At 48.9% G+C, this 23,608-nt stretch carries 20 protein-coding genes and 2 tRNA genes; 15 read left to right on the top strand and 7 right to left on the bottom strand.

Features of this window, described 5'->3' with window-relative positions; translation table 11 throughout:
* Window positions 1-10: 10 nt before the first annotated feature.
* A complete protein-coding gene (gene lysA, locus HMPREF2560_RS03415) occupies window positions 11-1,231 on the top strand; it encodes a diaminopimelate decarboxylase (protein ID WP_070873713.1) in 1,221 nt (406 codons plus the stop codon).
* A gap of 102 nt (window positions 1,232-1,333) precedes the next feature.
* On the opposite strand, the gene HMPREF2560_RS03420 is transcribed toward lysA, so the two are convergent.
* Both HMPREF2560_RS03420 and HMPREF2560_RS03425 read right to left on the bottom strand, forming a co-directional pair.
* Entirely contained in the window at window positions 1,334-1,561 is a 228-nt protein-coding gene (locus HMPREF2560_RS03420; protein WP_004518924.1) for a SlyX family protein, read from the bottom strand.
* 1 nt (window position 1,562) lies between these two features.
* Window positions 1,563-2,936: a Na+/H+ antiporter family protein gene (locus HMPREF2560_RS03425; protein ID WP_070873714.1), complete on the bottom strand. Its 1,374-nt coding sequence runs from the start codon at window positions 2,934-2,936 to the stop codon at window positions 1,563-1,565.
* A gap of 348 nt (window positions 2,937-3,284) precedes the next feature.
* Here HMPREF2560_RS03425 and HMPREF2560_RS03430 point away from each other — a divergent pair, with 348 nt between their 5' ends.
* From HMPREF2560_RS03430 to merA, 5 genes are all read left to right on the top strand, one after another.
* Window positions 3,285-4,604, top strand: coding sequence for an MFS transporter (locus tag HMPREF2560_RS03430; RefSeq protein WP_070734900.1), 1,320 nt, complete (start codon window positions 3,285-3,287; stop codon window positions 4,602-4,604).
* 316 nt (window positions 4,605-4,920) lie between these two features.
* On the top strand, window positions 4,921-7,536 hold the full coding sequence (gene adhE, locus HMPREF2560_RS03435; RefSeq protein ID WP_070734898.1) for a bifunctional acetaldehyde-CoA/alcohol dehydrogenase: 2,616 nt from the start codon (window positions 4,921-4,923) through the stop codon (window positions 7,534-7,536).
* 125 nt (window positions 7,537-7,661) lie between these two features.
* Window positions 7,662-7,943, top strand: a complete 282-nt coding sequence (locus tag HMPREF2560_RS03440; protein ID WP_070459603.1) for a helix-turn-helix domain-containing protein — start codon at window positions 7,662-7,664, stop codon at window positions 7,941-7,943.
* Between the two features lie 197 nt (window positions 7,944-8,140).
* A complete protein-coding gene (gene merR, locus HMPREF2560_RS03445) occupies window positions 8,141-8,533 on the top strand; it encodes an Hg(II)-responsive transcriptional regulator (RefSeq protein WP_001863748.1) in 393 nt (130 codons plus the stop codon).
* 28 nt (window positions 8,534-8,561) lie between these two features.
* Entirely contained in the window at window positions 8,562-10,202 is a 1,641-nt protein-coding gene (merA, locus tag HMPREF2560_RS03450) for a mercury(II) reductase (protein WP_001031935.1), read from the top strand.
* Between the two features lie 147 nt (window positions 10,203-10,349).
* On the opposite strand, the gene leuS is transcribed toward merA, so the two are convergent.
* Window positions 10,350-12,980 carry a leucine--tRNA ligase gene (gene leuS, locus HMPREF2560_RS03455; protein ID WP_070873715.1) on the bottom strand — a complete coding sequence of 877 codons (2,631 nt, stop codon included), beginning with the start codon at window positions 12,978-12,980 and terminating at the stop codon, window positions 10,350-10,352.
* 210 nt (window positions 12,981-13,190) lie between these two features.
* Here leuS and dnaJ point away from each other — a divergent pair, with 210 nt between their 5' ends.
* The 3 genes from dnaJ to HMPREF2560_RS03470 all read left to right on the top strand — a co-directional run bounded on the left by dnaJ (window position 13,191) and on the right by HMPREF2560_RS03470 (window position 15,888).
* The gene (gene dnaJ / locus HMPREF2560_RS03460) at window positions 13,191-14,360 is read left to right on the top strand and encodes a molecular chaperone DnaJ (protein ID WP_070873716.1); all 1,170 of its coding nucleotides are present in this window, start codon (window positions 13,191-13,193) and stop codon (window positions 14,358-14,360) included.
* Window positions 14,361-14,657: 297 nt separating this feature from the next.
* Complete coding sequence (locus HMPREF2560_RS03465) at window positions 14,658-15,236, top strand: TMEM165/GDT1 family protein (RefSeq protein ID WP_070734894.1); 579 nt, start codon at window positions 14,658-14,660, stop codon at window positions 15,234-15,236.
* 1 nt (window position 15,237) lies between these two features.
* Entirely contained in the window at window positions 15,238-15,888 is a 651-nt protein-coding gene (locus HMPREF2560_RS03470) for a TIGR01621 family pseudouridine synthase (RefSeq protein WP_070734892.1), read from the top strand.
* 74 nt (window positions 15,889-15,962) lie between these two features.
* Here HMPREF2560_RS03470 and HMPREF2560_RS03475 read toward each other — a convergent pair whose 3' ends face one another.
* On the bottom strand, window positions 15,963-16,889 hold the full coding sequence (locus tag HMPREF2560_RS03475) for a LysR family transcriptional regulator (RefSeq protein WP_070504237.1): 927 nt from the start codon (window positions 16,887-16,889) through the stop codon (window positions 15,963-15,965).
* 175 nt (window positions 16,890-17,064) lie between these two features.
* On the opposite strand from HMPREF2560_RS03475, the gene HMPREF2560_RS03480 reads away from it, so the two are divergent.
* The 6 genes from HMPREF2560_RS03480 to HMPREF2560_RS03505 all read left to right on the top strand — a co-directional run bounded on the left by HMPREF2560_RS03480 (window position 17,065) and on the right by HMPREF2560_RS03505 (window position 21,926).
* Window positions 17,065-17,814 (top strand): Nif3-like dinuclear metal center hexameric protein, encoded by a 750-nt coding sequence (locus HMPREF2560_RS03480; RefSeq protein ID WP_070734890.1) that lies wholly within the window; start codon window positions 17,065-17,067, stop codon window positions 17,812-17,814.
* A 123-nt stretch (window positions 17,815-17,937) separates the two neighbouring features.
* Window positions 17,938-18,519: a ubiquinol-cytochrome c reductase iron-sulfur subunit gene (gene petA / locus HMPREF2560_RS03485; RefSeq protein ID WP_003681863.1), complete on the top strand. Its 582-nt coding sequence runs from the start codon at window positions 17,938-17,940 to the stop codon at window positions 18,517-18,519.
* 18 nt (window positions 18,520-18,537) lie between these two features.
* Window positions 18,538-19,887, top strand: a complete 1,350-nt coding sequence (locus HMPREF2560_RS03490; protein ID WP_070734888.1) for a cytochrome b — start codon at window positions 18,538-18,540, stop codon at window positions 19,885-19,887.
* A 14-nt stretch (window positions 19,888-19,901) separates the two neighbouring features.
* On the top strand, window positions 19,902-20,690 hold the full coding sequence (locus HMPREF2560_RS03495) for a cytochrome c1 (RefSeq protein WP_210398628.1): 789 nt from the start codon (window positions 19,902-19,904) through the stop codon (window positions 20,688-20,690).
* Between the two features lie 214 nt (window positions 20,691-20,904).
* On the top strand, window positions 20,905-21,510 hold the full coding sequence (locus tag HMPREF2560_RS03500; RefSeq protein ID WP_070873717.1) for a glutathione S-transferase N-terminal domain-containing protein: 606 nt from the start codon (window positions 20,905-20,907) through the stop codon (window positions 21,508-21,510).
* 11 nt (window positions 21,511-21,521) lie between these two features.
* Window positions 21,522-21,926: a ClpXP protease specificity-enhancing factor gene (locus HMPREF2560_RS03505; RefSeq protein ID WP_070606094.1), complete on the top strand. Its 405-nt coding sequence runs from the start codon at window positions 21,522-21,524 to the stop codon at window positions 21,924-21,926.
* A 140-nt stretch (window positions 21,927-22,066) separates the two neighbouring features.
* On the opposite strand, the gene HMPREF2560_RS03510 is transcribed toward HMPREF2560_RS03505, so the two are convergent.
* The 3 genes from HMPREF2560_RS03510 to HMPREF2560_RS03520 all read right to left on the bottom strand — a co-directional run bounded on the left by HMPREF2560_RS03510 (window position 22,067) and on the right by HMPREF2560_RS03520 (window position 23,483).
* A tRNA-Ala gene (locus HMPREF2560_RS03510) sits at window positions 22,067-22,142 on the bottom strand.
* A 6-nt stretch (window positions 22,143-22,148) separates the two neighbouring features.
* Window positions 22,149-22,225, bottom strand: a tRNA-Met gene (locus HMPREF2560_RS03515).
* 106 nt (window positions 22,226-22,331) lie between these two features.
* Window positions 22,332-23,483, bottom strand: coding sequence for a class I SAM-dependent methyltransferase (locus HMPREF2560_RS03520; protein ID WP_070606091.1), 1,152 nt, complete (start codon window positions 23,481-23,483; stop codon window positions 22,332-22,334).
* Between the last annotated feature and the right edge of the window lie 125 nt (window positions 23,484-23,608).

Genomic DNA, 23,608 nt, shown 5'->3' on the forward strand with positions numbered 1-23,608 from the left:
TTTCACAAACATGACCTTATTCTGCGAACAACTACCTTATACACACCTTGCTGAAGAGTTTGGTACGCCGCTTTATGTGTACAGCAAATCTGTGCTGACCGAGGCATTTGAAAACTACCAAACCGCGTTTTCCGCTTTAAATCCGCTTGTCTGCTACGCGGTTAAAGCGAATGGCAACCTGAGCATCATCAAACACTTTGCTTCTTTGGGGAGCGGTTTTGATATTGTGTCCGGCGGCGAGTTGGCGCGTGTTTTGGCGGCCGGCGGCGATGCGGCGAAAACGATTTTTTCTGGTGTGGGCAAGAGTGAGGCAGAAATTGAATTTGCGCTGAATGCAGGCGTGAAATGCTTCAATATGGAAAGCATTCCCGAAATCGACCGTATTCAGAAAGTTGCCGCGCGCTTGGGTAAAGTCGCTCCGGTTTCCCTGCGCGTCAATCCTGATGTCGATGCCAAAACCCATCCTTATATCTCCACCGGCCTGAAAGCAAACAAATTTGGTATTGCCTATGCCGATGCGCTTGAGGCCTATCGTCATGCTTCCCGACAAAGCCATTTGAAAATCGTCGGTATCGACTGCCATATCGGCTCGCAACTGACCGACCTCAGCCCGCTTGTCGAAGCCTGCGAACGTATTTTGGCCTTGGTTGACCAACTGGCAGACGAAGGCATTGTGTTGGAACACTTGGACTTGGGCGGCGGTGTCGGCATTGTTTATCAAGACGAAAATGTGCCTGATTTGGGCGCGTATGCCAAAGAAGTTCAAAAACTGATGGGTACACGCCGTCTGAAACTGGTCCTCGAGCCAGGCCGTAGTTTGGTCGGCAATGCAGGTGCGTTGTTGACGCGAGTCGAATTCGTCAAATACGGCGAAGAGAAAAACTTTGTGATGGTCGATGCGGCGATGAACGATTTGATGCGTCCGGCGCTTTATGATGCCTATCATCACATTGAAGCGGTCGAAACCAAAGACATTGACCCTCTGACGGCCAATATCGTCGGCCCGATTTGCGAAACCGGCGACTTCCTCGGCAAAGACCGCACCATCGCCTGCGAAGAAGGGGATTTGCTGCTTATTCGCAGTGCCGGTGCGTATGGCTCAAGCATGGCGAGCAACTACAACACGCGCAATCGTGCGGCGGAAGTATTGGTTGACGGCAGCGAATGTAAACTTATCCGCCAACGTGAAACCGTCGAGCAGCAAATGGCCAACGAATTGGCTTGTTTGTAAGGTTTGATTGTTTAAAAGGCCGTCTGAAAGCTTAATTGACTTTCAGACGGCCTTTGTTATGAAAGAAAAGGGCATGTATCAAACATGCCCTTTTTCAGTTGATCAATAATGCGGCGGAATTTCATCGCGCAGGCTGTACGGTTCGCGTTCGCCGTTTGCGCCTTTGTCCTGCATCCGTTGATACAGAAGCCGCAACTGGCCTTGCTGCAAATCTAAAGCTTGCTGCATCTTGGCGATGGTGTCGTTCAGGCTGCCGATTAAATCTTCCTGCAAGGCCGTCTGAATTTCCAGCTCCGTGACGCGGTGTTCCAATTCCTGAATATCGCTCATATTACAGCACCATCGCGGCAATCCAGCCGGCAGCCATCAGCGGGATATTGTAGTGGATAAAAGTCGGGATAACCGAATCACGGATGTGGTCGTGTTGACCGTCGGCGTTCAGACCCATAGTTGGGCCGAGTGTCGAGTCGGAAGCAGGGGAGCCTGCATCACCCAGCGCACCGGCTGTGCCGACGATGGCGACGGTCGCCATAGGTGAGAAGCCCAAGCTAATGCACAAAGGCACATAAATCGCGGTAATAATCGGCAAAGTGGAGAAAGACGAGCCGATGCCCATGGTTACCAGCAAGCCGACGAATAACATGGTCAATGCGGCCATGCCTTTATTGCCGCCGAACAAAGCCATGCTGTGTTCTACCAAAGGCTGGATCTCGCCGGTTGCGTTCATTACAGCGGCGAAACCTTGTGCTGCAATCATAATAAAGCCGACCATCGCCATCATTTTGATGCCTTCGCCGAACACATCGCTGGCGGCGGAGCGGTTCATCACGCCCAACATCATAAACACGGCAAAGCCCAACATCGCGCCCAATACCAGCGAGCCATCATACATAAGCTGGATAGCAAAACACACGGCAATCGCCACAGCCGCCACCAAGCTGCGATAGGTTGAAGGCTCTTGTTGTTGAACTGCCGCACGGTTGTCTTCCGTGTCAGTGGTATTGTTTTGATAAATGCGCGGCTTGCGGTAGTGCAAAAAGGCCAGCAGCAAGCCGGAAACCATGCCCAAAGCCGGAATCGCCATTGCGTGCATCACATTGATGCCGCTGGTGTCCATGCCTGCCGAGCGGATATTGCCCAACATGATGTCGTTCAAGAAGATGGCGCCGAAACCGTAAGGCAGGAACATATAAGTCGTTACCAAGCCAAACGTAATCACGCAGGCCACCAAGCGGCGGTCGAGTTTCAAACGGTTGAACACCAACAGCAGCGGCGGAATAATCATCGGGATAAACGCGATATGAATCGGCACAACGTTTTGGCTCATCACGCCCATGCACAAAATAATCGCCAGCAGCAGCCATTTGACCGCGCCTTCGCCTTTCGCATTGCCTTCGTCGCCGTTGAGCTTGCGGATAATCACGCCGGCGAGCTGTTGCGGCAGGCCGGAATGCGTGATGGCCATGGCAAACGCGCCGAGCATGGCATAAGACAGCGCGATTTGCGCCCCGCCTTTCAGGCCTTCGTTAAAAACAGGAATAATCCCTTGCTGCACCACATTGCCAGCCGCGTTGGTTACATTCTCCAAAGGCATACCGGCCACCAAGCCGCCGACAAACGCGCCGACAGCCAAGCTGAGCACCACATGCACGCGCGATAAAGACAGCACAAGCATGATGATGACCGCAATTACAACCGCATTCATATCGTTCTCCGTTGTTCAGACGGCCTGTTATGTAAAAACAGGCAATCATCTGTTTACATATTACAAATAAACATCATAACCCAAGCATGAAGCCTTTGCAAAAAACGGCAGGCCGTCTGAAAACCAGACCATCGGTTTCAGACGGCCTGCCGTGAACCCTTATTCAGAGTTTTAATAGGGCGTGCGGTTCTGGCGATAAAAATATCTAAAAAACACGCGCTTCCTATTCTTTGCATATGGTACCAATGTTAAAATCGACACAATGTCTCGGTTTCAGGTTTGTCACTGAAATTAAAGCATTTATTGCTAAAACCCAATTCAATCATACACAAACAAAGGAAAGAAGTGATGGATATTCTGACGCGGCTGCACAATCTGCCGCCCTCCCGCTTTCATTACAAACTTCTAGTGTTGGTCGGCATAGGCTGGCTGTTTGATGCCATGGATACAGGCTTGGTGTCGTTTGTATTGCCGGCTTTGGGCAAAGATTGGGCGCTGGCTCCGGCGCAGTTGGGTTGGATTGTCAGCATTGCCTTTGTCGGCATGGCTCTGGGCGCAGTATTCAGCGGCTGGCTGGCGGACAGGTTCGGACGGAAAACCGTTTTTGCCGGCACGATGGTGGTGTACAGTATTGCCACAGGTTTGTGCGCGCTTGCGCCTGACTTGACGGTTTTGCTGGTGTGCCGCTTTTTTGTCGGTGTCGGTTTGGGCGGCCAACTGCCCGTCGCCGTGTCGCTGGTCAGCGAATATGCGCCGCCGAAAGTACGCGGCCGTTTTATTGTGTTGCTGGAAAGCTTCTGGGGCTTGGGCTGGCTCTCAGCCGCGCTGGTGTCTTATTTCTTTATTCCGCAAACCGGCTGGCACAGCGCGTTTTTATTCGGCGCCTTGCCCCTGTTTTATGTGCCGTTGGTGTTGAAATTCGTTCCCGAATCCGTGCCTTACCTGCTTTCCCGCGGCAAAACCGACGAAGCGCACCGTTTGGTATCCGCGCTGGAAATTCAATCGGGCATCACACCGCCGACAGAAGCCGTTGCCGCACCGGCCGCCCCGCGCGAACGCATCCGCTTCGTCCAACTTTGGCAACATCCGTTTGCACGGCGCACGCTGATGCTGTGGCTGGTTTGGTTCGGCATCGTGTTTTCGTATTACGGCATTTTCACTTGGTTGCCCAAACTGCTGGTCGAGCAGGGCAATACCGTGGTCAAAACCTTTGAATATGTACTGGTGATGATTGTTGCGCAACTGCCCGGCTATATAGCCGCCGCGTCTTTGGTGGAAAGAATCGGCCGCAAAGCAACGCTGGCAGGCTTTCTGGCCGCGTGCGCCGCGTGCGCATGGTTTTTCGGGCAAAGCACAACTGCGGCCGAAGTCATGATCTGGGGCAGCCTGATGTCCTTCTTCAACTTAGGCGCATGGGGCGTTTTGTACACCTACACCCCTGAACTCTACCCCTTGCGCTTCCGTGCCTTCGCATCCGGCTGGGCAGGCGCCATCGGGCGCGTCGGCGGTATACTCGCCCCCATGGTAGTGGCGGCGATGGTGGGCAATAGTGGCGGCTTCGGCAATATCTTTATGATGTTTGCGCTGGTTATGCTGCTGATTGTGGCGGTAATCTTGGTATTGGGTGAAGAAACCAAAGGCCGTACGCTGGAAGATATTAGCCAATAAACGGCAAAGCAAAAAAGGCCGTCTGAAAAAGATTTTCAGACGGCCTTTTTCATTTACGCTCGTAATTTTAATACATCGATTTTCTGTTTTTATCTTAATTACCGAGGAAAGCGACGAAGAATAACCGTTTTTGTTTTTGTGTAGATAAAAATATTATACGTCAAAGAATTAAAATGAATAAACGATAAAATGGCCGTCTGAAAAGTTCAATCATGGTTTGTGATGTAGGTCAAAGCAGAATGTAACTAAATTACCTATAGTTATCGTAGTGAAAATTTATTGACCTTATTGCCACCTTTTATTAAGGAGATACACCATGAACGCATCAGCCGACAACGTCGTCAGCCCAGCCGTAGCCGAGGTAAACAGCCTGGTTGACAAGGGTTTACGGGCATTGGACGAGTTTCTTAAGCTCGATCAGGAGCAGATTGACTTTATTGTTGCCAAAGCCTCCATTGCCGCGCTGGACAAACATGGTGTACTCGCCATGCACGCGGTAGAAGAAACGGGACGCGGCGTGTTTGAGGATAAGGCGACGAAAAACCTGTTTGCCTGCGAAAACGTTGTGCGCCGCCTGCGTGATTTGAAAACCGTGGGTGTCATCAGCGAAAACGATGTAACCGGTATTACTGAAATTGCCGATCCGGTCGGCGTGGTTTGCGGTATTGTGCCGACGACCAATCCGACTTCCACCACCATTTTCAAATCCCTGATTGCGCTGAAAACCCGCAATCCGATTATTTTCTCATTCCACCCGTCCGCCCAGCAGTGTTCCGCCCATGCAGCGCGTATCGTGCGCGATGCGGCGATTGCGGCCGGTGCGCCGGAAAACTGTATCCAGTGGATTGAAAAGCCGTCTATGGAAGGCACTTCCGCGCTGATGAAGCATCCGGGCGTGGCAACGATTTTGGCGACCGGCGGCAATGCGATGGTGGAAGCCGCGTACTCTTGCGGCAAACCTGCGCTCGGCGTCGGGGCGGGCAACGTACCTGCTTATGTTGAAAAAACGGCAGACATCAAACAGGTGGCACACGATATTGTGATGTCGAAATCTTTCGACAACGGCATGGTGTGCGCCAGCGAGCAAGCGGTGATTGCCGATAAAGAGATTTACAAAGAGTTGGCCGAAGAATTCAAATCCTACGGCGTGTACTTTGCCAACAAAAAAGAAAAAGCCATGCTCGAAGAGTTTATCTTCGGTGTAACGGCGAATTGCGCCAGCTGCGGCGGGGCGAAACTCAATTCTGCGGTAGTAGGCAAACCGGCAACATGGATTGCCGAACAGGCCGGGTTTAAAGTACCTGAAAAAACCAACATCATCATCGCCGAATGCCGCGAAGTCGGTCCAAACGAGCCGCTGACCCGCGAAAAACTTTCGCCTGTTTTGGCCATGATTAAGGCGGATTCGACCGAACAAGGTTTGAAGTTCGCCGAAGAAATGGTTGCCTTTGACGGCTTGGGACACTCCGCCGCCATCCATACCGCCGATGAAGAATTGGTCAAAACGTTCGGTTCCCGCGTCAAAGCGCTGCGCGTGATTTGGAATTCGCCTTCCACCTTCGGCGGCATCGGCGACGTGTACAACGCCTTCCTGCCTTCTCTGACCCTCGGTTGCGGCTCTTACGGTAAAAACGCCGTCGGCGGCAACGTCAGCGCAGTCAATCTGTTAAATATCAAAAAAGTAGGCCGTCGGAGAAACAACATGCAATGGTTCAAAGTGCCCGCCAAAATCTATTTTGAACGCGATTCCATCCAATATCTGCAAGACATGAAAGACTGCGAAAAAGTCATGATTGTGACTGACCGTTCGATGGTTGACCTGGGCTTTGTCGATAAAATCACCCATCAACTGCATCAACGCAAAAACAAAGTGACCATCCAGCTGTTTACCGATGTCGAAGCCGATCCGAGCGTCCAAACCGTCTATAAAGGCACCGATTTGATGCGCAGCTTCCAGCCTGACACCATCATCGCTCTGGGCGGCGGTTCGCCAATGGACGCAGCCAAAGCCATGTGGCTCTTCTACGAGCAGCCGCAAGTCGATTTTGAAGACTTGGTGCAAAAATTCATGGACATCCGCAAACGCGCGTTCCGCTTCCCTGAATTGGGACGCAAAGCCAAATTTATCGGTATCCCTACCACATCGGGCACAGGATCCGAAGTGACGCCGTTTACTGTCATCAGCGACGGCGACAAAAAATATCCGATTGCCGACTACTCGCTGACACCAACCATTTCGATTGTCGATCCTGCGTTTACCATGACCGTACCGGCAGGCGTAACCGCCGATACCGGTTTGGACGTACTGACCCACGCCGTAGAAGCATACGTTTCTGTACTGGCAAACGACTTTACAGACGGCCTCGCCCTGCAAGCCATCAAGCTCGTGTTCCAATACCTCGAACGCTCCTACAAACACGGTGCGGCCGATCCCGAAGCGCGCGAGCATATGCACAATGCCTCCACCATCGCAGGCATGGCGTTTGCCAATGCGTTCTTGGGCATCAACCACTCGATGGCACATAAAATCGGCGGCAAATATCACGTTCCGCATGGTCGCGCCAACGCCATCCTGCTGCCGCACGTCATCCGCTACAACGGCACGCGTCCGCAGAAAACCGCCACTTGGCCGAAGTACAACTACTACAAAGCCGACCTGAAATATCAGGAAATCGCCCGTACTTTAGGCTTGCCATGCAGCACACCGGCAGAAGGCGTCGAATCCTTCGCCCGCGCCTGCCATGAGCTGGCGGTCAACGTCGGCATCAAAATGTCGTTGAAAGAGCAGGGCATCGATGAGAAAACCTTCCTCGACGGCAGAAAAGAGCTGGCCATGATGTCTTTTGAAGACCAATGCACCCCGGCCAACCCACGCCTCGCCATGGTGGCTGATATGGAAGAAATCCTGACCAAAGCCTACTACGGCGAATAAAATCGGGCAGTTAAAAAGGCCGTCTGAAACCTGAATATAGGGTTTCAGACGGCCTTTTGTATTAGAACTAAAGTTGATACTTATTGTATGTGGAATTTAATTTGCAAACATTAAGAATAGTCATCATGAAATCAGAAATTTTAAAACAATTTGGCAAACATGTTCGTTATTTAAGACAACTCCAGGATTTAAGTCAGGAAGCATTGGCTGAAAAAGTGAATATGTACCGGACTTATATCGGAATGATAGAACGTGGAGAGCGTAACCCCGCCCTATTAAATCTTATTCGTTTGGCTAGCGCATTAGATATTTCTTTGCCTGAACTTTTAAGGGCTATGTTAATGACGGGAACTGTGATAATGAATCTAACTGATTCGTATGGTTTTTTGGGTCTTCGGAATATATAGTGGAATTACTTTCTTAATAGTTTAAAAACAACTGGTGTTTAAATCGGATTTTCTGGTGGGATGTTAGGATAATCAATAGTATTATATAAAAGTATCAATCACATACGAGTGATACTTTGGGAAAAAAATAAAATAGTCCAATTTACTTGACCGTGTACTATGGTACATGGTTTATAATATTCAGGGGGTGAAATAAGATGATTTATCGCATTAGTGAGTTTGCAGATAAATGTGGAGTTAATAAAGAAACGATCAGATATTACGAGCGAAAAAATTTATTACAAGAACCTCACCGAACGGAAGCTGGTTATCGGATATATTCATATGATGACGTTAAGCGTGTTGGGTTTATTAAACGAATACAGGAACTTGGTTTCTCTTTAAGCGAGATTTATAAATTACTTGGTGTTGTAGATAAAGATGAAGTTCGTTGTCAAGATATGTTCGAATTTGTTTCTAAAAAACAAAAGGAAGTGCAAAAACAAATAGAGGATTTAAAACGAATTGAAACTATGTTAGACGACTTAAAACAACGATGTCCAGATGAAAAGCAATTACATTCGTGTCCAATAATAGAAACATTAACATGAGAGATTAATTAACGAAAGGAGCTTTTTTATGAATAAATTTAAGGTAAACATTTCAGGAATGACATGTACGGGTTGTGAAAAACACGTAGAATCAGCACTTGAAAAGATAGGTGCTAAAAATATTGAGTCTAGTTATCGTCGTGGTGAAGCAGTATTTGAACTGCCCGATGATATTGAGGTTGAAAGTGCAATAAAGGCGATTGATGAAGCAAATTACCAAGCCGGAGAAATTGAAGAAGTATCATCACTAGAAAACGTGGCGTTAATTAATGAAGACAATTATGACCTTCTTATTATTGGTTCTGGTGCTGCTGCCTTTTCTTCGGCAATTAAAGCTATAGAATACGGTGCAAAAGTTGGAATGATTGAGCGTGGAACGGTTGGGGGAACCTGTGTGAATATTGGCTGTGTTCCGTCAAAAACTCTTCTTAGGGCAGGGGAAATCAATCATTTATCAAAAGACAATCCGTTTATAGGTTTACAAACATCCGCTGGAGAAGTGGATTTAGCTAGTTTAATCACGCAAAAGGATAAATTGGTGAGCGAACTTCGGAATCAAAAATATATGGATTTAATTGATGAATATAATTTTGATTTAATTAAAGGTGAAGCAAAATTCGTTGATGCTAGTACGGTTGAGGTCAATGGGGCAAAGTTATCTGCAAAACGCTTTTTAATTGCAACAGGTGCATCGCCTTCGTTGCCCCAAATTTCAGGACTTGAAAAAATGGACTATTTAACTAGTACAACACTTCTTGAGTTAAAGAAAATACCAAAACGATTAACTGTAATTGGTTCAGGATACATTGGAATGGAGCTTGGACAACTATTTCATCATTTAGGTTCAGAAATAACGCTTATGCAAAGAAGTGAGCGACTTTTAAAGGAGTATGATCCTGAGATTTCAGAGTCAGTTGAAAAAGCGTTAATTGAACAGGGTATAAACCTTGTCAAAGGGGCAACTTTTGAGCGTGTTGAACAAAGTGGAGAGATAAAAAGGGTTTACGTAACAGTAAATGGCAGTAGAGAAGTCATTGAATCAGATCAGTTACTTGTTGCCACTGGAAGAAAACCAAATACGGATTCTTTAAATTTAAGTGCAGCAGGTGTTGAAACTGGAAAAAATAATGAAATCCTGATCAATGATTTTGGTCAAACAAGTAATGAAAAGATTTATGCAGCAGGAGATGTGACTTTAGGACCACAATTTGTATATGTAGCAGCCTATGAAGGTGGAATTATTACTGATAATGCTATTGGTGGATTAAACAAAAAAATAGATTTATCGGTAGTTCCTGCTGTTACGTTTACGAATCCGACGGTTGCAACGGTTGGTTTAACAGAAGAACAAGCAAAAGAGAAAGGGTATGATGTGAAGACATCTGTATTACCTTTAGATGCTGTTCCAAGAGCAATTGTAAACCGTGAAACAACCGGTGTATTTAAACTAGTAGCAGATGCAGAAACACTAAAAGTATTAGGGGTTCATATTGTATCTGAAAATGCAGGAGATGTCATCTATGCAGCATCATTAGCTGTTAAATTTGGCTTAACGATAGAAGATTTAACAGAAACCCTAGCACCATATTTAACAATGGCTGAAGGGCTAAAATTAGTTGCACTTACGTTCGATAAAGATATTTCGAAATTATCTTGTTGTGCAGGCTAAGGGAACTTTTTTAGGATTTTGAGATTTAAGTTATTTGAGGTCTGTAATGTAGACAACTCTATCTACCTTAAAAAAGTCGTCTGAAAACCCTGTTCCCAAGTTTTCAGACGACCTTTCTTATTACAGCAATCAATGCCGAATCAGACTTTACACCACGATGTTCACCAGTCTGCCAGGCACCACGATGATTTTCTTCGCAGGCTTGCCTTCCATGAATTTTACTGCACCTTCGTTGGCAAGGGCGGCGGCTTCGAGGTCGGCTTTGGATGCGTCGGCGGCGACGGTGATTTTGCCGCGCAGTTTGCCGTTGACTTGAACCATCACTTCGATTTCGGATTTGACCAAAGCGGCTTCGTCGATTGTCGGCCAGCCTGCTTCCCACAGTTTCGCGCCGTTTAATTCGCTCCACAGGGTTTCGCAGATGTGTGGAACAATCGGCCACAGCAGGCGTACGGCGGTTTCCAATACTTCTTGGGCGACGGCGCGGCCTTGTTCGTTGCCGGTGTCGGTTTTGTCGTATTGGTTGAGCAATTCCATCACGGCGGCGATGGCGGTGTTGAACTGCTGGCGGCGGCCGTAGTCGTCGCTAACTTTGGCGGTGGTGGCGTGCAGTTTGTGACGCAGGTCTTTGAGTTCTTTAGACAAACCGTCTTGGCTGCCTGCAAACGCTTTGACTGCTTCGCCTTGCTTCAAGTATTCGTAAACGGTGCGCCACAGGCGGCGCAGGAAGCGGTGTGCGCCTTCGACGCCGCTGTCGCTCCATTCGAGGGACTGTTCGGGCGGTGCGGCAAACATCATAAACAGGCGGGCGGTGTCCGCGCCGTAGGCGTTAATCAGCTCTTGCGGATCGACGCCGTTGTTTTTGGACTTGGACATTTTTTCCGTGCCGCTGATGACGACGGGCAGTCCGTCGGCTTTGAGAACGGCGGAAACGGGGCGGCCTTTGTCGTCGAAAGTCAGCTCGACATCGGCGGGGTTGATCCAGTCTTTGCCGCCGTTGGCGTTTTCGCGGTAGTAGGTTTCGCAGACGACCATGCCTTGCGTCAGCAGGCGTTCAAACGGTTCGTCAACATTGACCAAGCCTTCGTCGCGCATCAGTTTGGTGAAGAAGCGCGCGTACAAGAGGTGCAGAATCGCGTGTTCGATACCGCCGATGTATTGGTCGACCGCGCCCCAGTATTTTGCGGCTTCTGCTGATACCATGCCTTCTGCGAACTTGGGCGACATATAGCGGAAGAAATACCAGCTCGATTCCATGAAGGTGTCCATGGTGTCGGTTTCGCGTTTCGCCGCGCCGCCGCAGCATGGGCAGGTGGTTTCGTAAAACTCTGGCATTTTTGCCAGCGGCGAACCCATGCCGTCGGGTACGACGTTTTCAGGCAAAACGACCGGCAGTTGGTCGGCAGGGACGGGAACGTCGCCGCATTTTTCGCAATGGATGATAGGAATTGGGCAGCCCCAGTAGCGTTGACGGGAAATACCCCAGTCGCGCAGGCGGTATTGGGTTTTCGGTTCGCCTGCGTCTTGGCTTTGCAGCTTGGCGGCAATGGCGTCGAATGCCGTCTGAAAATTCATGCCGTCCAAGTCGCCGCTGTTGACCAATACGCCGTTTTCTTTGTCGCCGTACCACTCCTGCCATTGGTTTTCGTCAAATGCGTTGTCGCCGACGGCAATGACTTGTTTTTTCGGCAGGCTGTATTTGGTGGCGAACTCGAAATCGCGTTCGTCGTGCGCCGGAACCGCCATCACCGCGCCGTCGCCGTAGCCCCACAATACATAGTTGGCAATCCACACTTCCAGTTTGTCGCCGTTGAGCGGATTAACGACGTAGCGGCCGGTCGGAACGCCTTTTTTCTCCATCGTCGCCATGTCGGCTTCGGCAACCGAGCCGGCTTTGCACTCGGCGATAAATGCCTGCAATTCGGGTTTGTCGGCGGCTGCGGCGGTTGCCAGCGGATGCTCGGCGGCAACGGCAACATAAGTCGCGCCCATCAGCGTGTCAGGACGGGTGGTATAAACTTGCAGGAATTTCGCGTAATCGCCTTCCAAGCCTTGTTTGCTGTCGTCTGAAACGGCGAAGCGCACGGTCATACCGCGAGATTTGCCGATCCAGTTGCGTTGCATGGTTTTGACTTGTTCTGGCCAGTGTTCCAGCTTGTCCAAGTCGTTGAGCAGCTCTTCGGCGTAATCGGTGATTTTGAAGTAATACATCGGGATTTCGCGTTTTTCGATCAACGCGCCCGAACGCCAGCCGCGTCCGTCGATGACTTGTTCGTTGGCAAGGACGGTTTGGTCGACCGGGTCCCAGTTTACCGTGCCGTTTTTGCGGTAGACGATGCCTTTTTCAAACAGCTTGGTAAACAGCCATTGTTCCCAGCGGTAGTATTCGGGTTTGCAGGTGGCGACTTCGCGCTCCCAGTCAATCGCAAAACCCAGGCTTTTGAGCTGGGTTTTCATGTATTCGATGTTGTCGTAGGTCCAAGCGGCGGGGGCGACGTTGTTTTTCATCGCCGCGTTTTCAGCAGGCATGCCGAACGCGTCCCAACCCATAGGTTGCATGACGTTGAAGCCGTTTAAGAGTTTGAAGCGGCTCAATACGTCGCCGATGGTGTAGTTGCGTACATGCCCCATGTGCAGCTTGCCGCTGGGGTATGGGAACATGGAGAGGCAGTAGTATTTGGGTTTGGAAGCGTCTTCGGAGACGTTGAAAATACGGGCGTCATCCCATTTTTGCTGCGCCGCAGGCTCAATGGCGGCGGGTTGGTAATGTTCTTGCATGGTCATTCTGTTTTTCGCTTGAAAACGTTGGAAAAAATAAAGATGGGATTATAGCAGGTTGTCGGGCCTGTCGGTTTGACAAAGGCCGTCTGAATGTTTGGATGTCGGAAAAGCACAATTTCAGACGGCCTTGAAAATACTGACTTGAGTTTTTGATACTCGCCCACATATCCCCCCCAGTTTGAATTCATTCTTAACACTATCAAAATTATGAGCAATAAAGATTTTTACGAAACCCTTGGTGTTGCCCGCAGCGCTAGCGACGATGAAATCAAAAAAGCCTACCGCAAGCTGGCAATGAAATACCATCCCGACCGCAATCCTGACAACAAAGAAGCGGAAGAAAAATTTAAAGAAGTCCAAAAAGCTTACGACACCTTGTCTGACAAGGAAAAACGTACCATGTACGACCAATACGGCCATGCCGCGTTTGAACAGGGCGCAGGTGCGGGCGGATTCGGTGGCTTTGGCGGTTTCGGCGGCCAAGGCGGATTCGGTGGCGCGCAAGGCTTCGATTTTTCCGATATTTTCAGCCAAATGTTCGGCGGTGGCGGCAGCGCAGGCGGCCGTCAGCCGGATTACAGCGGCGCAGATTTGAAGGTCGGCATAGAGATTTCGCTTGAAGAAGCCGCCAAAGGCGTGAAAAAACGCATCAACATTCCGACTTACGAAGAATGTGATGTTTGTCACGGCTCAGGTGCCAAACCGGGCACATCCGCATCGACTTGTTCGACCTGTCACGGCTCAGGTACGGTACAGGATCGCATAGCCATGTTCCAAATGCAGCAGACTTGTCCGACTTGTCACGGTACAGGCAAAGAAATCAAAGATCCTTGCGTCAAATGCCGTGGCGAAGGCCGCACCAAAACCAGCAAAACAGTTGAAGTCAACATTCCGGCAGGCATTGACGACGGTCAACGCATCCGCCTGAGCGGCGAGGGCGAACCGGGTCAACACGGCGCACCGGCAGGCGATTTGTACGTCAATGTCCGCGTAAGACAGCACAAAATCTTCGAGCGCAACGGCTTGGACTTGCATTGCGAACTGCCGATCAGCTTTGCCATTGCCGCATTGGGCGGCGAAGTCGAAGTGCCGACTTTGGACGGCAAAGTCAAACTGCACATTCCGAAAGAAACGCAGACCGGCCGCCGTATGCGCGTGAAAGGCAAAGGCATCAAGTCTCTGCGTTCCAGCTCGACTGGTGATTTGTACTGCCACATTTTGGTTGAAACACCGGTCAACCTGACCGACCGTCAGAAAGAGTTGCTGGAAGAATTTGAAAAAATCTCCTCCGGCCTCGACCTCAGCCAAAACCCGCGTAAAAAATCGTTTTGGGAAAAAGTAGGCGAAAAAGTAGGCGATTTGTTCTCCGATAATTAATCGCTGTGAAAAAGGCCGTCTGAAACCTGCTTGAATGAGGTTTCAGACGGCCTTTTGTTTTTCTTTTTGTTGCTTTAAACAATGGTTTGCCTTACAATGCGCGCTTCACTCTTACGGGAGTAGCCATTCGGCGCAATGCCGAAACCGTTGTCAACATAATCGGCTTGTACGGCCGTGGCAGCGGTATCTTCTCTGCTTTATCGGAAGACAGGCAAGACGTAAGCGTTGTCCATACCCTTGCGGGCGGTATGCACAGCGCTTTTTGTTTGCCCGCTTTTCGGTTGAGTATCTTAAATCATGGAAGCTTTTTTCTCCTCGACGCTGGGCGTTGCCATTGCCGAAATCGGCGATAAGACGCAATTACTGGCGCTCTTTTTGGCAGCACGTTTTGCCCACAAAAACGCGATTGTTGCCGGTATCTTTATTGCAACCCTGTTGAACCATCTTGTTTCAGCGGCACTCGGTGTCTGGCTGGCATCTGCTATTTCGCCCGAAGTCATGAAATGGGTGGTCGGCGGCAGTTTTATTGCGGTTGGATTATGGCTGCTGTTGCCGGACAAAGACGAAGACCCTGATGGCAAGTGGCTGAAATACGGCGCATTTACGGCGACGGTCGTCCTATTTTTCTTGGCGGAAATCGGCGATAAAACGCAAATTGCGACGGTTCTTTTGGCGGCAAAATACCAATCTATCCTGCTGGTCGTGGTCGGCAGTATTGCCGGTTTGATGATTGCTTCTGTGCCTGCCGTGTATTTGGGTGAAATGCTGATGCGCAAGATTCCGGCCAAAGCAGTGCGCATTGTTGCGTGTATCTTGTTCTGCCTGCTGGGTATTTTGACTCTGCTTGGCGACGGTATTATGTTGAAGGCCGTCTGAAATGTGGGACATTGTTTTTGAACACAAAGACTTTGTGGTCATTAATAAGCCTTGTGGCGTATCGGTGCACAGCGAATCGGAAGGGGATGTTTGTCTGACCGCATCGCTGGCGCAGCAGCTCGGTGTTGAACGCGTGTGGCTGGTTCACCGATTGGACAAGGCCACCAGCGGCCTGTTGCTGTTTGCGCTCAACCGCGACAGCGCGGCGGCTTTGTCGGCACAGTTTGCCGAAAAAACCATGCGTAAAACTTATTTGGCACTCGGTACGCACAAGCCGGCGAAAAAGCAGGGTTGGGTGAAAGGCGGTATGGCGCGTTCGCGGCGCGGTACATGGAAGCTGACGCGAGACGAGGATAATTTTGCCGTTACCCGTTTCAGCAGCCAAAGCCTGAAGCCCGGTTTGCGCCTGTTTGTGTTGCAACCGTTTACCGGCAAAACCCATCAACTGCGCGTGGCCATGAAAAGCATAGGCAGTCCGATTTTGGGCGATACGTTGTATGGCGGCGATGAGGCGGGACATCTGTTTCTGCACGCTTGGCGTTTGGTTTTCGACTATCGCGGCGAGCATTTCGATATTCGGGTTGCGCCTGATAAAACATGGCCGTCTGAAATCGATTTGTCGGCGTGTTTGAACTCGGATAAGTCCGAATAGAAGCAGTGGAGTTTTTGTGTATATTAAAAAAGGCCGTCTGAAATTGTTCAGACGGCCTTTTGATTGTTTCAAGTTTACATTTCCAATTCACTCAAACCCGGCAAGTCGGCAAAACAGCGGTCATGCGTGATTTGGCAGAAGTTGTCCAGATAGCCTTTGTTGGCATCTTCCGTACGAATGGCGGCATAAAGCTTGCTTTGCAGGCCGTCTGAAGTGATTTTGCGGTGGACGACGTAGCCTTTTTCCAAATACGGCATGACCGTCCAATAGGGCAGGGCGGCGATGCCGCGTTTGCTGGCAACCAGCTGAATAATGGCGATGGTCAACTCGCTGTGGCGGCGCGGCGGATTAATGCCTTTGGGCAGCAGCACTTTTTTGGGCAAATCCAGCATTTCGTCTGGGACGGGATAAGTAATCAATGTTTCGTCGATAAAGTCTTCCGCTTCCCAAATGTCTTTGTCGGCAAGCGGGTGGTCTTCTGCGCAGATGCCGACCATTTCATAGGCAAACAGAGGGCGGTAGCTGATGCCGTTGAGCGGCTCGGCTTCGGAAACGATGGCAAGGTCGGCGCGGTGTTGCAGCAATAGCCCGACTGGATCGGCTTGGAAACCGGAAACGATGTCCAATTCAACTTGCGGCCATAAGGGGCGGAACTCGCCCATGGCAGGCATCAGCCAGTCGAAGCAGGTGTGGCATTCGACAGCAAGTCTGAGTTCGCCCGCTTCACCTTCGATAATCCGCACCAGGTCACGTTCGGCGGCGGCAACCTGCGGCAACAGCTCGCGCGCCAGTTGCAGTAGGCGCATACCGGCCGGAGTGAAGCGCAAAGGTGTGGATTTGCGTTCAAACAACGGCGTTTCGTAATAATTTTCCAAGGCGCGGATTTGGTGCGACAGGGCGGATTGGGTCAGGAAAACCCGTTTGGCGGCAAGGGAAACGCTGCCGGTTTCTTCTAAAGCCAGCAAGGTTTTGAGATGACGCAATTCGATAATAGAGTCCATGTGTTTTCAGACGGCCTGTGGGTAAGGTGGGGTATATTAAAATAATTCATGATGATGTGCAAATGATTAATGTTGGGAATGATTGCTGAAATCGGAATGTAAGAATTTGAGGCATAAACAGATTTTGCGGTTAGAATGCGAAGCTGTTTTTGAAGATAGATATAAGGAGCGGAATATGGCTTTACGCCGCGAAATTCTGGCTTGGTGCGATGAGACATTGCAGGTCGGTCTGTTTAAGGACTATGCGCCCAATGGTTTGCAGGTTGAAGGCAAAGAAGAAATTGCCAAAATCGCCACTTCGGTTACCGCCAGCAAAGCTGCAATCGATTTTGCCGTAGGGCAGGGGGCGGATATGCTTTTGGTTCACCACGGCATGTTTTGGAAAAGCGAGCCTGTCACGATTACCGGTTGGAAAAAAACACGCCTTGAAACCTTGCTGCAACACCAAATCAATATGGCGGGCTACCACCTGCCGCTGGACGCGCACCCGCAATTAGGCAATAACGCGCAGTTGGCCGAGAAACTCGATTGGGTGCTCGAAAAACAATTCGGCGAGCAAAATCTGTTGAATACAGGCCGTCTGAAAACCACGGAAACGCTGGCGCAGTTGTCTGAACGCATTGAGGCGGTATTCGGCCGCAAGCCGACCGTTATTGGCGATCTTGAACGCGAAATCAAACGCATTGCCTGGTGCAGCGGCGGTGCGCAGGGATTTTTTCAGACAGCCGTAGACGAAGGTGTCGATGCGTATCTGACCGGTGAGATTTCGGAAGCGCAATATCATCTTGCCAATGAAACGGGTGTGGCATTTATCAGTGCCGGCCATCATGCGACAGAACGTTACGGCGTCCGTGCCTTAGGCGATGCCGTGGCAGAAAAATTCGGTATCGAAGTGGTTCACTTTGATGAAAACAACCCTGCCTGAGTATTGAGCAATATCATAAAAACTTTACCTTATTTTAAATAATGCTTTGAGTATTACAACAAACTAGGTAGAATTACGCTGTTTAATGGCTCGGTATTCCCAAAATTTTAGGACGACTGAATAATGGATAATCAAGAAATCAACAACGGTCGCCGCCGTTTTCTGACACTGGCTACTTGCGGTGCAGGCGGTGTGGCGGCTCTGGGCGTAGCTACGCCTTTCGTGGCCAGCTTCTTCCCATCGGAGAAAGCTAAGGCTGCCGGTGCTGCTGTCGAAGTAGATGTCAGCAAAATCGAAGCAGGCCAAATGCTGACTGCCGAATGGCAGGGTAAACCGATTTGGCTGGTCAACCGCACAGATCAACAGCTCAAAGACTTGAAAAGTTTGGATGGCGCAGTTACAGATCCTAATTCCGAAGTGGATCATCAGCCCGAAAACTGTAAAAACGAGACCCGTTCGATCAAGCCGAACCTCCTCGTCGCTATCGGTATCTGTACCCACCTGGGTTGCTCTCCGACTTACCGTCCCGACGTTGCCCCTGCGGATTTGGGCGCAGACTGGAAAGGCGGCTTCTTCTGCCCGTGCCACGGTTCGAAATTCGACATGGCAGGCCGCGTATACAAAGGTGTTCCTGCACCGACCAACTTGGTTGTACCGCCTTACAAATATCTGAGCGATACAACTGTTTTGGTGGGCGAAGACTAAAAATAAGGAACGATAATTATGGCAAACCAAACCAATAGCAAAGCAAAAGCATTGTTAGGCTGGATGGACGCTCGCTTCCCTCTGTCTAAAATGTGGAATGAGCATTTGGCTCAATACTATGCGCCGAAGAACTTCAACTTCTGGTATTACTTCGGCTCTTTGGCTCTGCTCGTCCTTGTAATTCAAATCGTCAGCGGTATTTTCCTGACCATGAACTACAAACCGGACGGCAACCTTAACGCCTACCATCTGCCTGCTGCCTTTACCGCAGTAGAGTACATCATGCGCGATGTGTCCGGCGGCTGGATTATCCGCTACATGCACTCCACCGGCGCATCTTTCTTCTTCATCGTCGTTTATCTGCACATGTTCCGCGGTCTGATTTACGGTTCGTACAAAAAACCTCGTGAATTGGTGTGGATTTTCGGTTCCCTGATTTTCTTGGCATTGATGGCAGAAGCCTTTATGGGTTACCTGTTGCCTTGGGGTCAAATGTCCTTCTGGGGTGCGCAGGTAATTATTAACCTGTTCTCCGCCATCCCTGTTATCGGTCCTGATTTGTCCACTTGGATCCGCGGTGACTTCAACGTTTCCGACGTTACTTTGAACCGCTTCTTCGCCCTGCACGTTATCGCAGTACCTCTAGTATTGCTCGGCTTGGTTGTGGCTCACATCATCGCCCTGCACGAAGTGGGTTCTAACAACCCTGATGGCGTTGAAATCAAGAAAAACAAAGACGAAAACGGTATTCCACGCGATGGTATCCCATTCCATCCTTACTACACCGTTAAAGACATCTTGGGTGTCGTTGTATTCCTGATTGTTTTCTGTTCTGTGTTGTTCTTTGCACCTGAAGGCGGCGGCTACTTCTTGGAAGCGCCAAACTTCGATGCAGCAAATGCGCTGAAAACACCTCCTCACATTGCGCCGGTATGGTACTTCACTCCGTTCTACGCAATTTTGCGTGCGATTCCTTCCTTTGCCGGTACTCAGGTATGGGGTGTAATCGGTATGGGTGCAGCAGTTGTCCTGATCGCCTTGTTGCCTTGGTTGGATAAAGGCGAGGTTAAATCTGTCCGCTATCGCGGCCCAATCTTCAAAACTGCGTTGGTTCTGTTCATCATTGCCTTCATCGGTTTGGGTATTTTGGGTGCAATGGTAGCAACTGATACTCGTACTTTGGTGGCACGTATCCTGTCTTTCGTCTACTTTTCATTCTTCCTGGGTATGCCGTTCTATACCAAACTGGATACCAACAAACCAGTTCCTGAACGCGTAACCATGAGCACTACTAAACAAAAAATTATGTTCTTTGTTTACGTCGGTATTACCGTTGTCGGTGCTTACTTGTTTGCAACCAATATCTGATGAGGGCAGCGAAAATGAAACAAACTCTGAAAAACTGGTTTGCTGCCTTATTGCTGGCAGTGCCTATGAGTGCAGCCGTCGCCAGCGGCGGCCATGCAAACTACGAAAAAGTCGATATCGACCTGCGTGATCAAGTTAGTCTGCAGCACGGTGCGCAAATCTTTACAAACTACTGTTTGTCTTGCCACTCTGCAAGCGGTATGCGCTTCAACCGTCTGAAAGACATCGGTTTGACTGAAGATGAAATCAAGAAAAACCTGATGTTCACAACAGACAACGTTGGTGATGTTATGGTAGCAGCAATGGATCCGAAAGATGCCTCCAAATGGTTGGGTGCCCCTCCACCGGATTTGACCCTGATTGCGCGTTCTAAAGGTGCAGACTACCTGTACGCTTATATGCGCGGTTTCTATAAAGACCCAACTCGTCCGAACGGTTGGAACAATACCGTTTTGGCCGGCGCGAGTATGCCTCACCCATTGTGGGAGCAACAAGGTGTTCAAGCCGTTGAGTTGGATGCCAAAGGTCAGCCTGTTATGATTAAAGACGAGCACGGCAACCTGACTCCTAAACTGTATTGGGAATCTACCGGTCTGCACAGCCGTCGTCTGCCTAACAGTAAAGTAATCCAAAAAGAGTACGATGCGTATGTGCGCGATTTGGTAAACTACCTGGTATACATGGGTGAGCCTGCTCAATTGCAACGCCACCGTATCGGTTACATGGTTTTGACATTCCTGTTTGCCGTAATGTTGCCGTTGGCGTACTTCCTGAAAAAAGAATTCTGGAAAGACGTTCATTAATTCTTTTGAATCAAAAAGGCAAACCTGTTTCAGGTTTGCCTTTTTTGTTTGTGAAATTGGTTTATGCGGAAATAATGTAAATTTTAAAATTACTTAATATAAACAATGTGATATATGAAATTTCTGGATTAAGTGTTTGAAATTATGTATAATTCTGTCTGAATTTTTATAAGGCTTAAGGCCGTCTGAAAAGATTGATCAGGAGTAAAAGATTATGATGACATTGTATTCAGGTATTACTTGTCCATTCAGCCAACGCTGCCGTTTTGTGCTGTACGAAAAAGGCATGGATTTTGAAATCAAAGATGTGGACGTGTTCAATAAACCTGAAGACTTGGCTTTGATGAATCCGTATAACCAAGTACCGGTTCTAGTTGAGCGCGATTTGATTTTGCACGAATCAAACATCATCAACGAATACATTGATGAGCGTTTCCCTCATCCTCAGTTGATGCCGGGTGATCCTGTTATGCGCGGTCGCGGCCGTTTGGTGCTGTACCGTATGGAAAAAGAATTGTTCAGCTTGGTGCAAGTGTTGGAAAACCCTGAATCTACCAATAAAGAACAAGCTAAAGCGCGTGAAGCCATTGGCAATGGTTTGATACTGTTGGCACCGTCTTTTACTAAAAACAAATACATCTTGGGCGATGACTTCTCCATGATTGATGTTGCCTTGTCTCCATTGTTGTGGCGTTTGGACTATTACGACATCAAACTGGGTAAATCTGCTGCGCCTTTGCTGAAGTACGCCGAGCGTATTTTCCAACGCGAAGCCTTTATTGAAGCATTAACGCCGGCTGAAAAAGCCATGCGTCGTTAAGGGACGGATCTATGGCAACTTCAACCAAACCGTATTTATTGCGTGCTTTGTATGAATGGTGTTTGGATAATAACCAAACACCGCACATAGTGGCTTGGGTAAATGAACATACCCGTGTGCCGATGCAATATGTACGCGACAATGAAATTGTTTTAAATATCGGTCCTACCGCCAGTCATAACTTGAATATCGACAACGAATGGGTCAATTTTTCTGCGCGTTTTTCCGGCGTAGCGCACGAGATTTGGATTCCGGTCGGTCATATTGTCAGTATATTTGGCCGCGAAAGTGGAGAGGGTATGGGGTTTGAGGTAGAACCATATCAGCCTGCTTCTGTTGAAGCTGCGGTAGCTGAGGATAAAAAAGCTGAATCTGCGGAAGAAAAACCGAAAAAAGTATTGAAGCTTGTGAAGTAATTAAAAGACAAAAGGCCGTCTGAAATGTTTCAGACGGCCTTCTTTAATTGGGTATTAAAATGGCAAATTTAATGAGCAATTAGTTATTAATCAAGCCAAACAAAAAAGCTCTTGCATTTAACAAGAGCTTTTTTGTTTAGTGGTGGAGGTAAGCGGGATCGAACCGCTGACCTCTTGCATGCCATGCAAGCGCTCTACCAACTGAGCTATACCCCCGAAATTTGGTGGCGAATCAGGGACTCGAACCCCGGACACAAGGATTATGATTCCTCTGCTCTAACCGACTGAGCTAATTCGCCGTTTCGTGAAGTCGCTATTATAGTTTTTTTTGAATATTTGGCAAGCGCTAATTTTGATTTTTTTTATTTCTTATTGTTTTTAAAAAATAAAAAGTAGGTTGTCAGGCTATAGCTTATGGCAAATATCGCCGTGGCTGAAGCCTGTCCAATCGATATCGATGTCTTTGCCAAAAGCGGTTACTTTAAAAAGTTCGCCCATTTCGTGCTGATGTATCAGTTTCTGTACTGCGGCGGCGGCTTGGATATATTCAATCGAATCCGGGCTGCCGATTTGTGCCAGCAAATCGGTGATGCCGAGATTGAGCAGGAAATAAGATTGGGGCAGGTAGCCGATTAAATCCAAACCTGATTCTGTCCCTGCGCGTGCGATATCGGTGAAATTGACGTGCGCAGTCAAATCGGTCAGGCCGATATTGAAAAACGGATCATGGATAGTGTGGTGGCGATAGTGGCCGATAAATGTGCCTTCCTTACGTTGCGGATGGTAATACTGAGCGGCGTCGAAGCCGTAATCGATAAATATCATGCCGCCGCGCTGCAATTTGGCGGCCAGGGTTTGGATAAAGGCATATTGTGCTGGATGCAGCTCACTTGTGTATGAAGGGAGGGGAGGGAAATACAAGGCGGCTGTTTGTATCAGTTCGGCTTGGGCCAATGGTCTGATGGCTTCGATTAGCTCGTCATTCTCTAGGCTGACGCCGATTTGTTGAAATCCTTCATCTTGATAAATTAAGCGTTCAACCGGCATGGCATCCAATACTTCGTTGCCGATGATGATGCCGTCAAAGTGTTCGGGTAATGTGGTGAGGTGGATGACTTTTGCGGCTGCTTCGGGAGATGTGTGCTCAAGAATGTGTTGACGTTGTCTCTCTGCAAGCTCTGCCGATAGCTCGATAATGTAGTAATGATTCAGGCCGTCTGAAAGATTTTGCAAGAGTGTGGTGGCGAGATGGCCTGTGCCTGCACCAAATTCATAGATATTGCCTGCTGTTTGCGGCAGTAATTCGGCAAGTTGTTTGGCAAGGGTTTGTCCGAATAGGGGGGAGAGGGTGGGGGCAGTAATGAAGTCGCCGTCTGTGCCGATTTTATGGCTGCCTCCGCTGTAATAGCCGTATTGAGGTGTGTAAAGGGCAAGTTCCATAAAACGGGAGAAAGGTATCCAGTTTTGATGTTGTTCAATTTCGTTTTTTATGAGCTTCGTCAGGTGTGCTGAAGAGGCTTGTGCATCAGTGGAAGGGAGGGGGAGTTGTGGCTTCATGACTGTTAGATAATGTAAAAAATTTGAATTTGTTTGTATATTATAGCCCCTTGTGAGAGGGGTGATAATCGGGTGTAAAAATACTATATGTAGTATTTTAAAAATATAAACAATACTAGATATGG

The sequence above is a fragment of the Neisseria sp. HMSC078H04 genome, assembly GCF_001838135.1.
Taxonomy (GTDB): Bacteria; Pseudomonadota; Gammaproteobacteria; order Burkholderiales; family Neisseriaceae; genus Neisseria.

Excerpts from the sequence above, each read along its gene's own strand:
- HMPREF2560_RS03495 (WP_210398628.1), top strand. The coding sequence starts at position 19,902 with ATGAAACAAACTCTGAAAAACTGGTTTGCTGCCTTATTGCTGGCAGTG.
- HMPREF2560_RS03520 (WP_070606091.1), bottom strand. The coding sequence starts at position 23,483 with ATGAAGCCACAACTCCCCCTCCCTTCCACTGATGCACAAGCCTCTTCA.
- HMPREF2560_RS03420 (WP_004518924.1), bottom strand. The coding sequence starts at position 1,561 with ATGAGCGATATTCAGGAATTGGAACACCGCGTCACGGAGCTGGAAATT.
- dnaJ (WP_070873716.1), top strand. The coding sequence starts at position 13,191 with ATGAGCAATAAAGATTTTTACGAAACCCTTGGTGTTGCCCGCAGCGCT.
- HMPREF2560_RS03440 (WP_070459603.1), top strand. The coding sequence starts at position 7,662 with ATGAAATCAGAAATTTTAAAACAATTTGGCAAACATGTTCGTTATTTA.
- HMPREF2560_RS03465 (WP_070734894.1), top strand. The coding sequence starts at position 14,658 with ATGGAAGCTTTTTTCTCCTCGACGCTGGGCGTTGCCATTGCCGAAATC.
- HMPREF2560_RS03470 (WP_070734892.1), top strand. The coding sequence starts at position 15,238 with ATGTGGGACATTGTTTTTGAACACAAAGACTTTGTGGTCATTAATAAG.
- merA (WP_001031935.1), top strand. The coding sequence starts at position 8,562 with ATGAATAAATTTAAGGTAAACATTTCAGGAATGACATGTACGGGTTGT.
- leuS (WP_070873715.1), bottom strand. The coding sequence starts at position 12,980 with ATGCAAGAACATTACCAACCCGCCGCCATTGAGCCTGCGGCGCAGCAA.
- HMPREF2560_RS03425 (WP_070873714.1), bottom strand. The coding sequence starts at position 2,936 with ATGAATGCGGTTGTAATTGCGGTCATCATCATGCTTGTGCTGTCTTTA.
- HMPREF2560_RS03430 (WP_070734900.1), top strand. The coding sequence starts at position 3,285 with ATGGATATTCTGACGCGGCTGCACAATCTGCCGCCCTCCCGCTTTCAT.
- HMPREF2560_RS03505 (WP_070606094.1), top strand. The coding sequence starts at position 21,522 with ATGGCAACTTCAACCAAACCGTATTTATTGCGTGCTTTGTATGAATGG.
- HMPREF2560_RS03490 (WP_070734888.1), top strand. The coding sequence starts at position 18,538 with ATGGCAAACCAAACCAATAGCAAAGCAAAAGCATTGTTAGGCTGGATG.
- HMPREF2560_RS03500 (WP_070873717.1), top strand. The coding sequence starts at position 20,905 with ATGATGACATTGTATTCAGGTATTACTTGTCCATTCAGCCAACGCTGC.
- lysA (WP_070873713.1), top strand. The coding sequence starts at position 11 with ATGACCTTATTCTGCGAACAACTACCTTATACACACCTTGCTGAAGAG.
- HMPREF2560_RS03475 (WP_070504237.1), bottom strand. The coding sequence starts at position 16,889 with ATGGACTCTATTATCGAATTGCGTCATCTCAAAACCTTGCTGGCTTTA.
- adhE (WP_070734898.1), top strand. The coding sequence starts at position 4,921 with ATGAACGCATCAGCCGACAACGTCGTCAGCCCAGCCGTAGCCGAGGTA.
- merR (WP_001863748.1), top strand. The coding sequence starts at position 8,141 with ATGATTTATCGCATTAGTGAGTTTGCAGATAAATGTGGAGTTAATAAA.
- HMPREF2560_RS03480 (WP_070734890.1), top strand. The coding sequence starts at position 17,065 with ATGGCTTTACGCCGCGAAATTCTGGCTTGGTGCGATGAGACATTGCAG.
- petA (WP_003681863.1), top strand. The coding sequence starts at position 17,938 with ATGGATAATCAAGAAATCAACAACGGTCGCCGCCGTTTTCTGACACTG.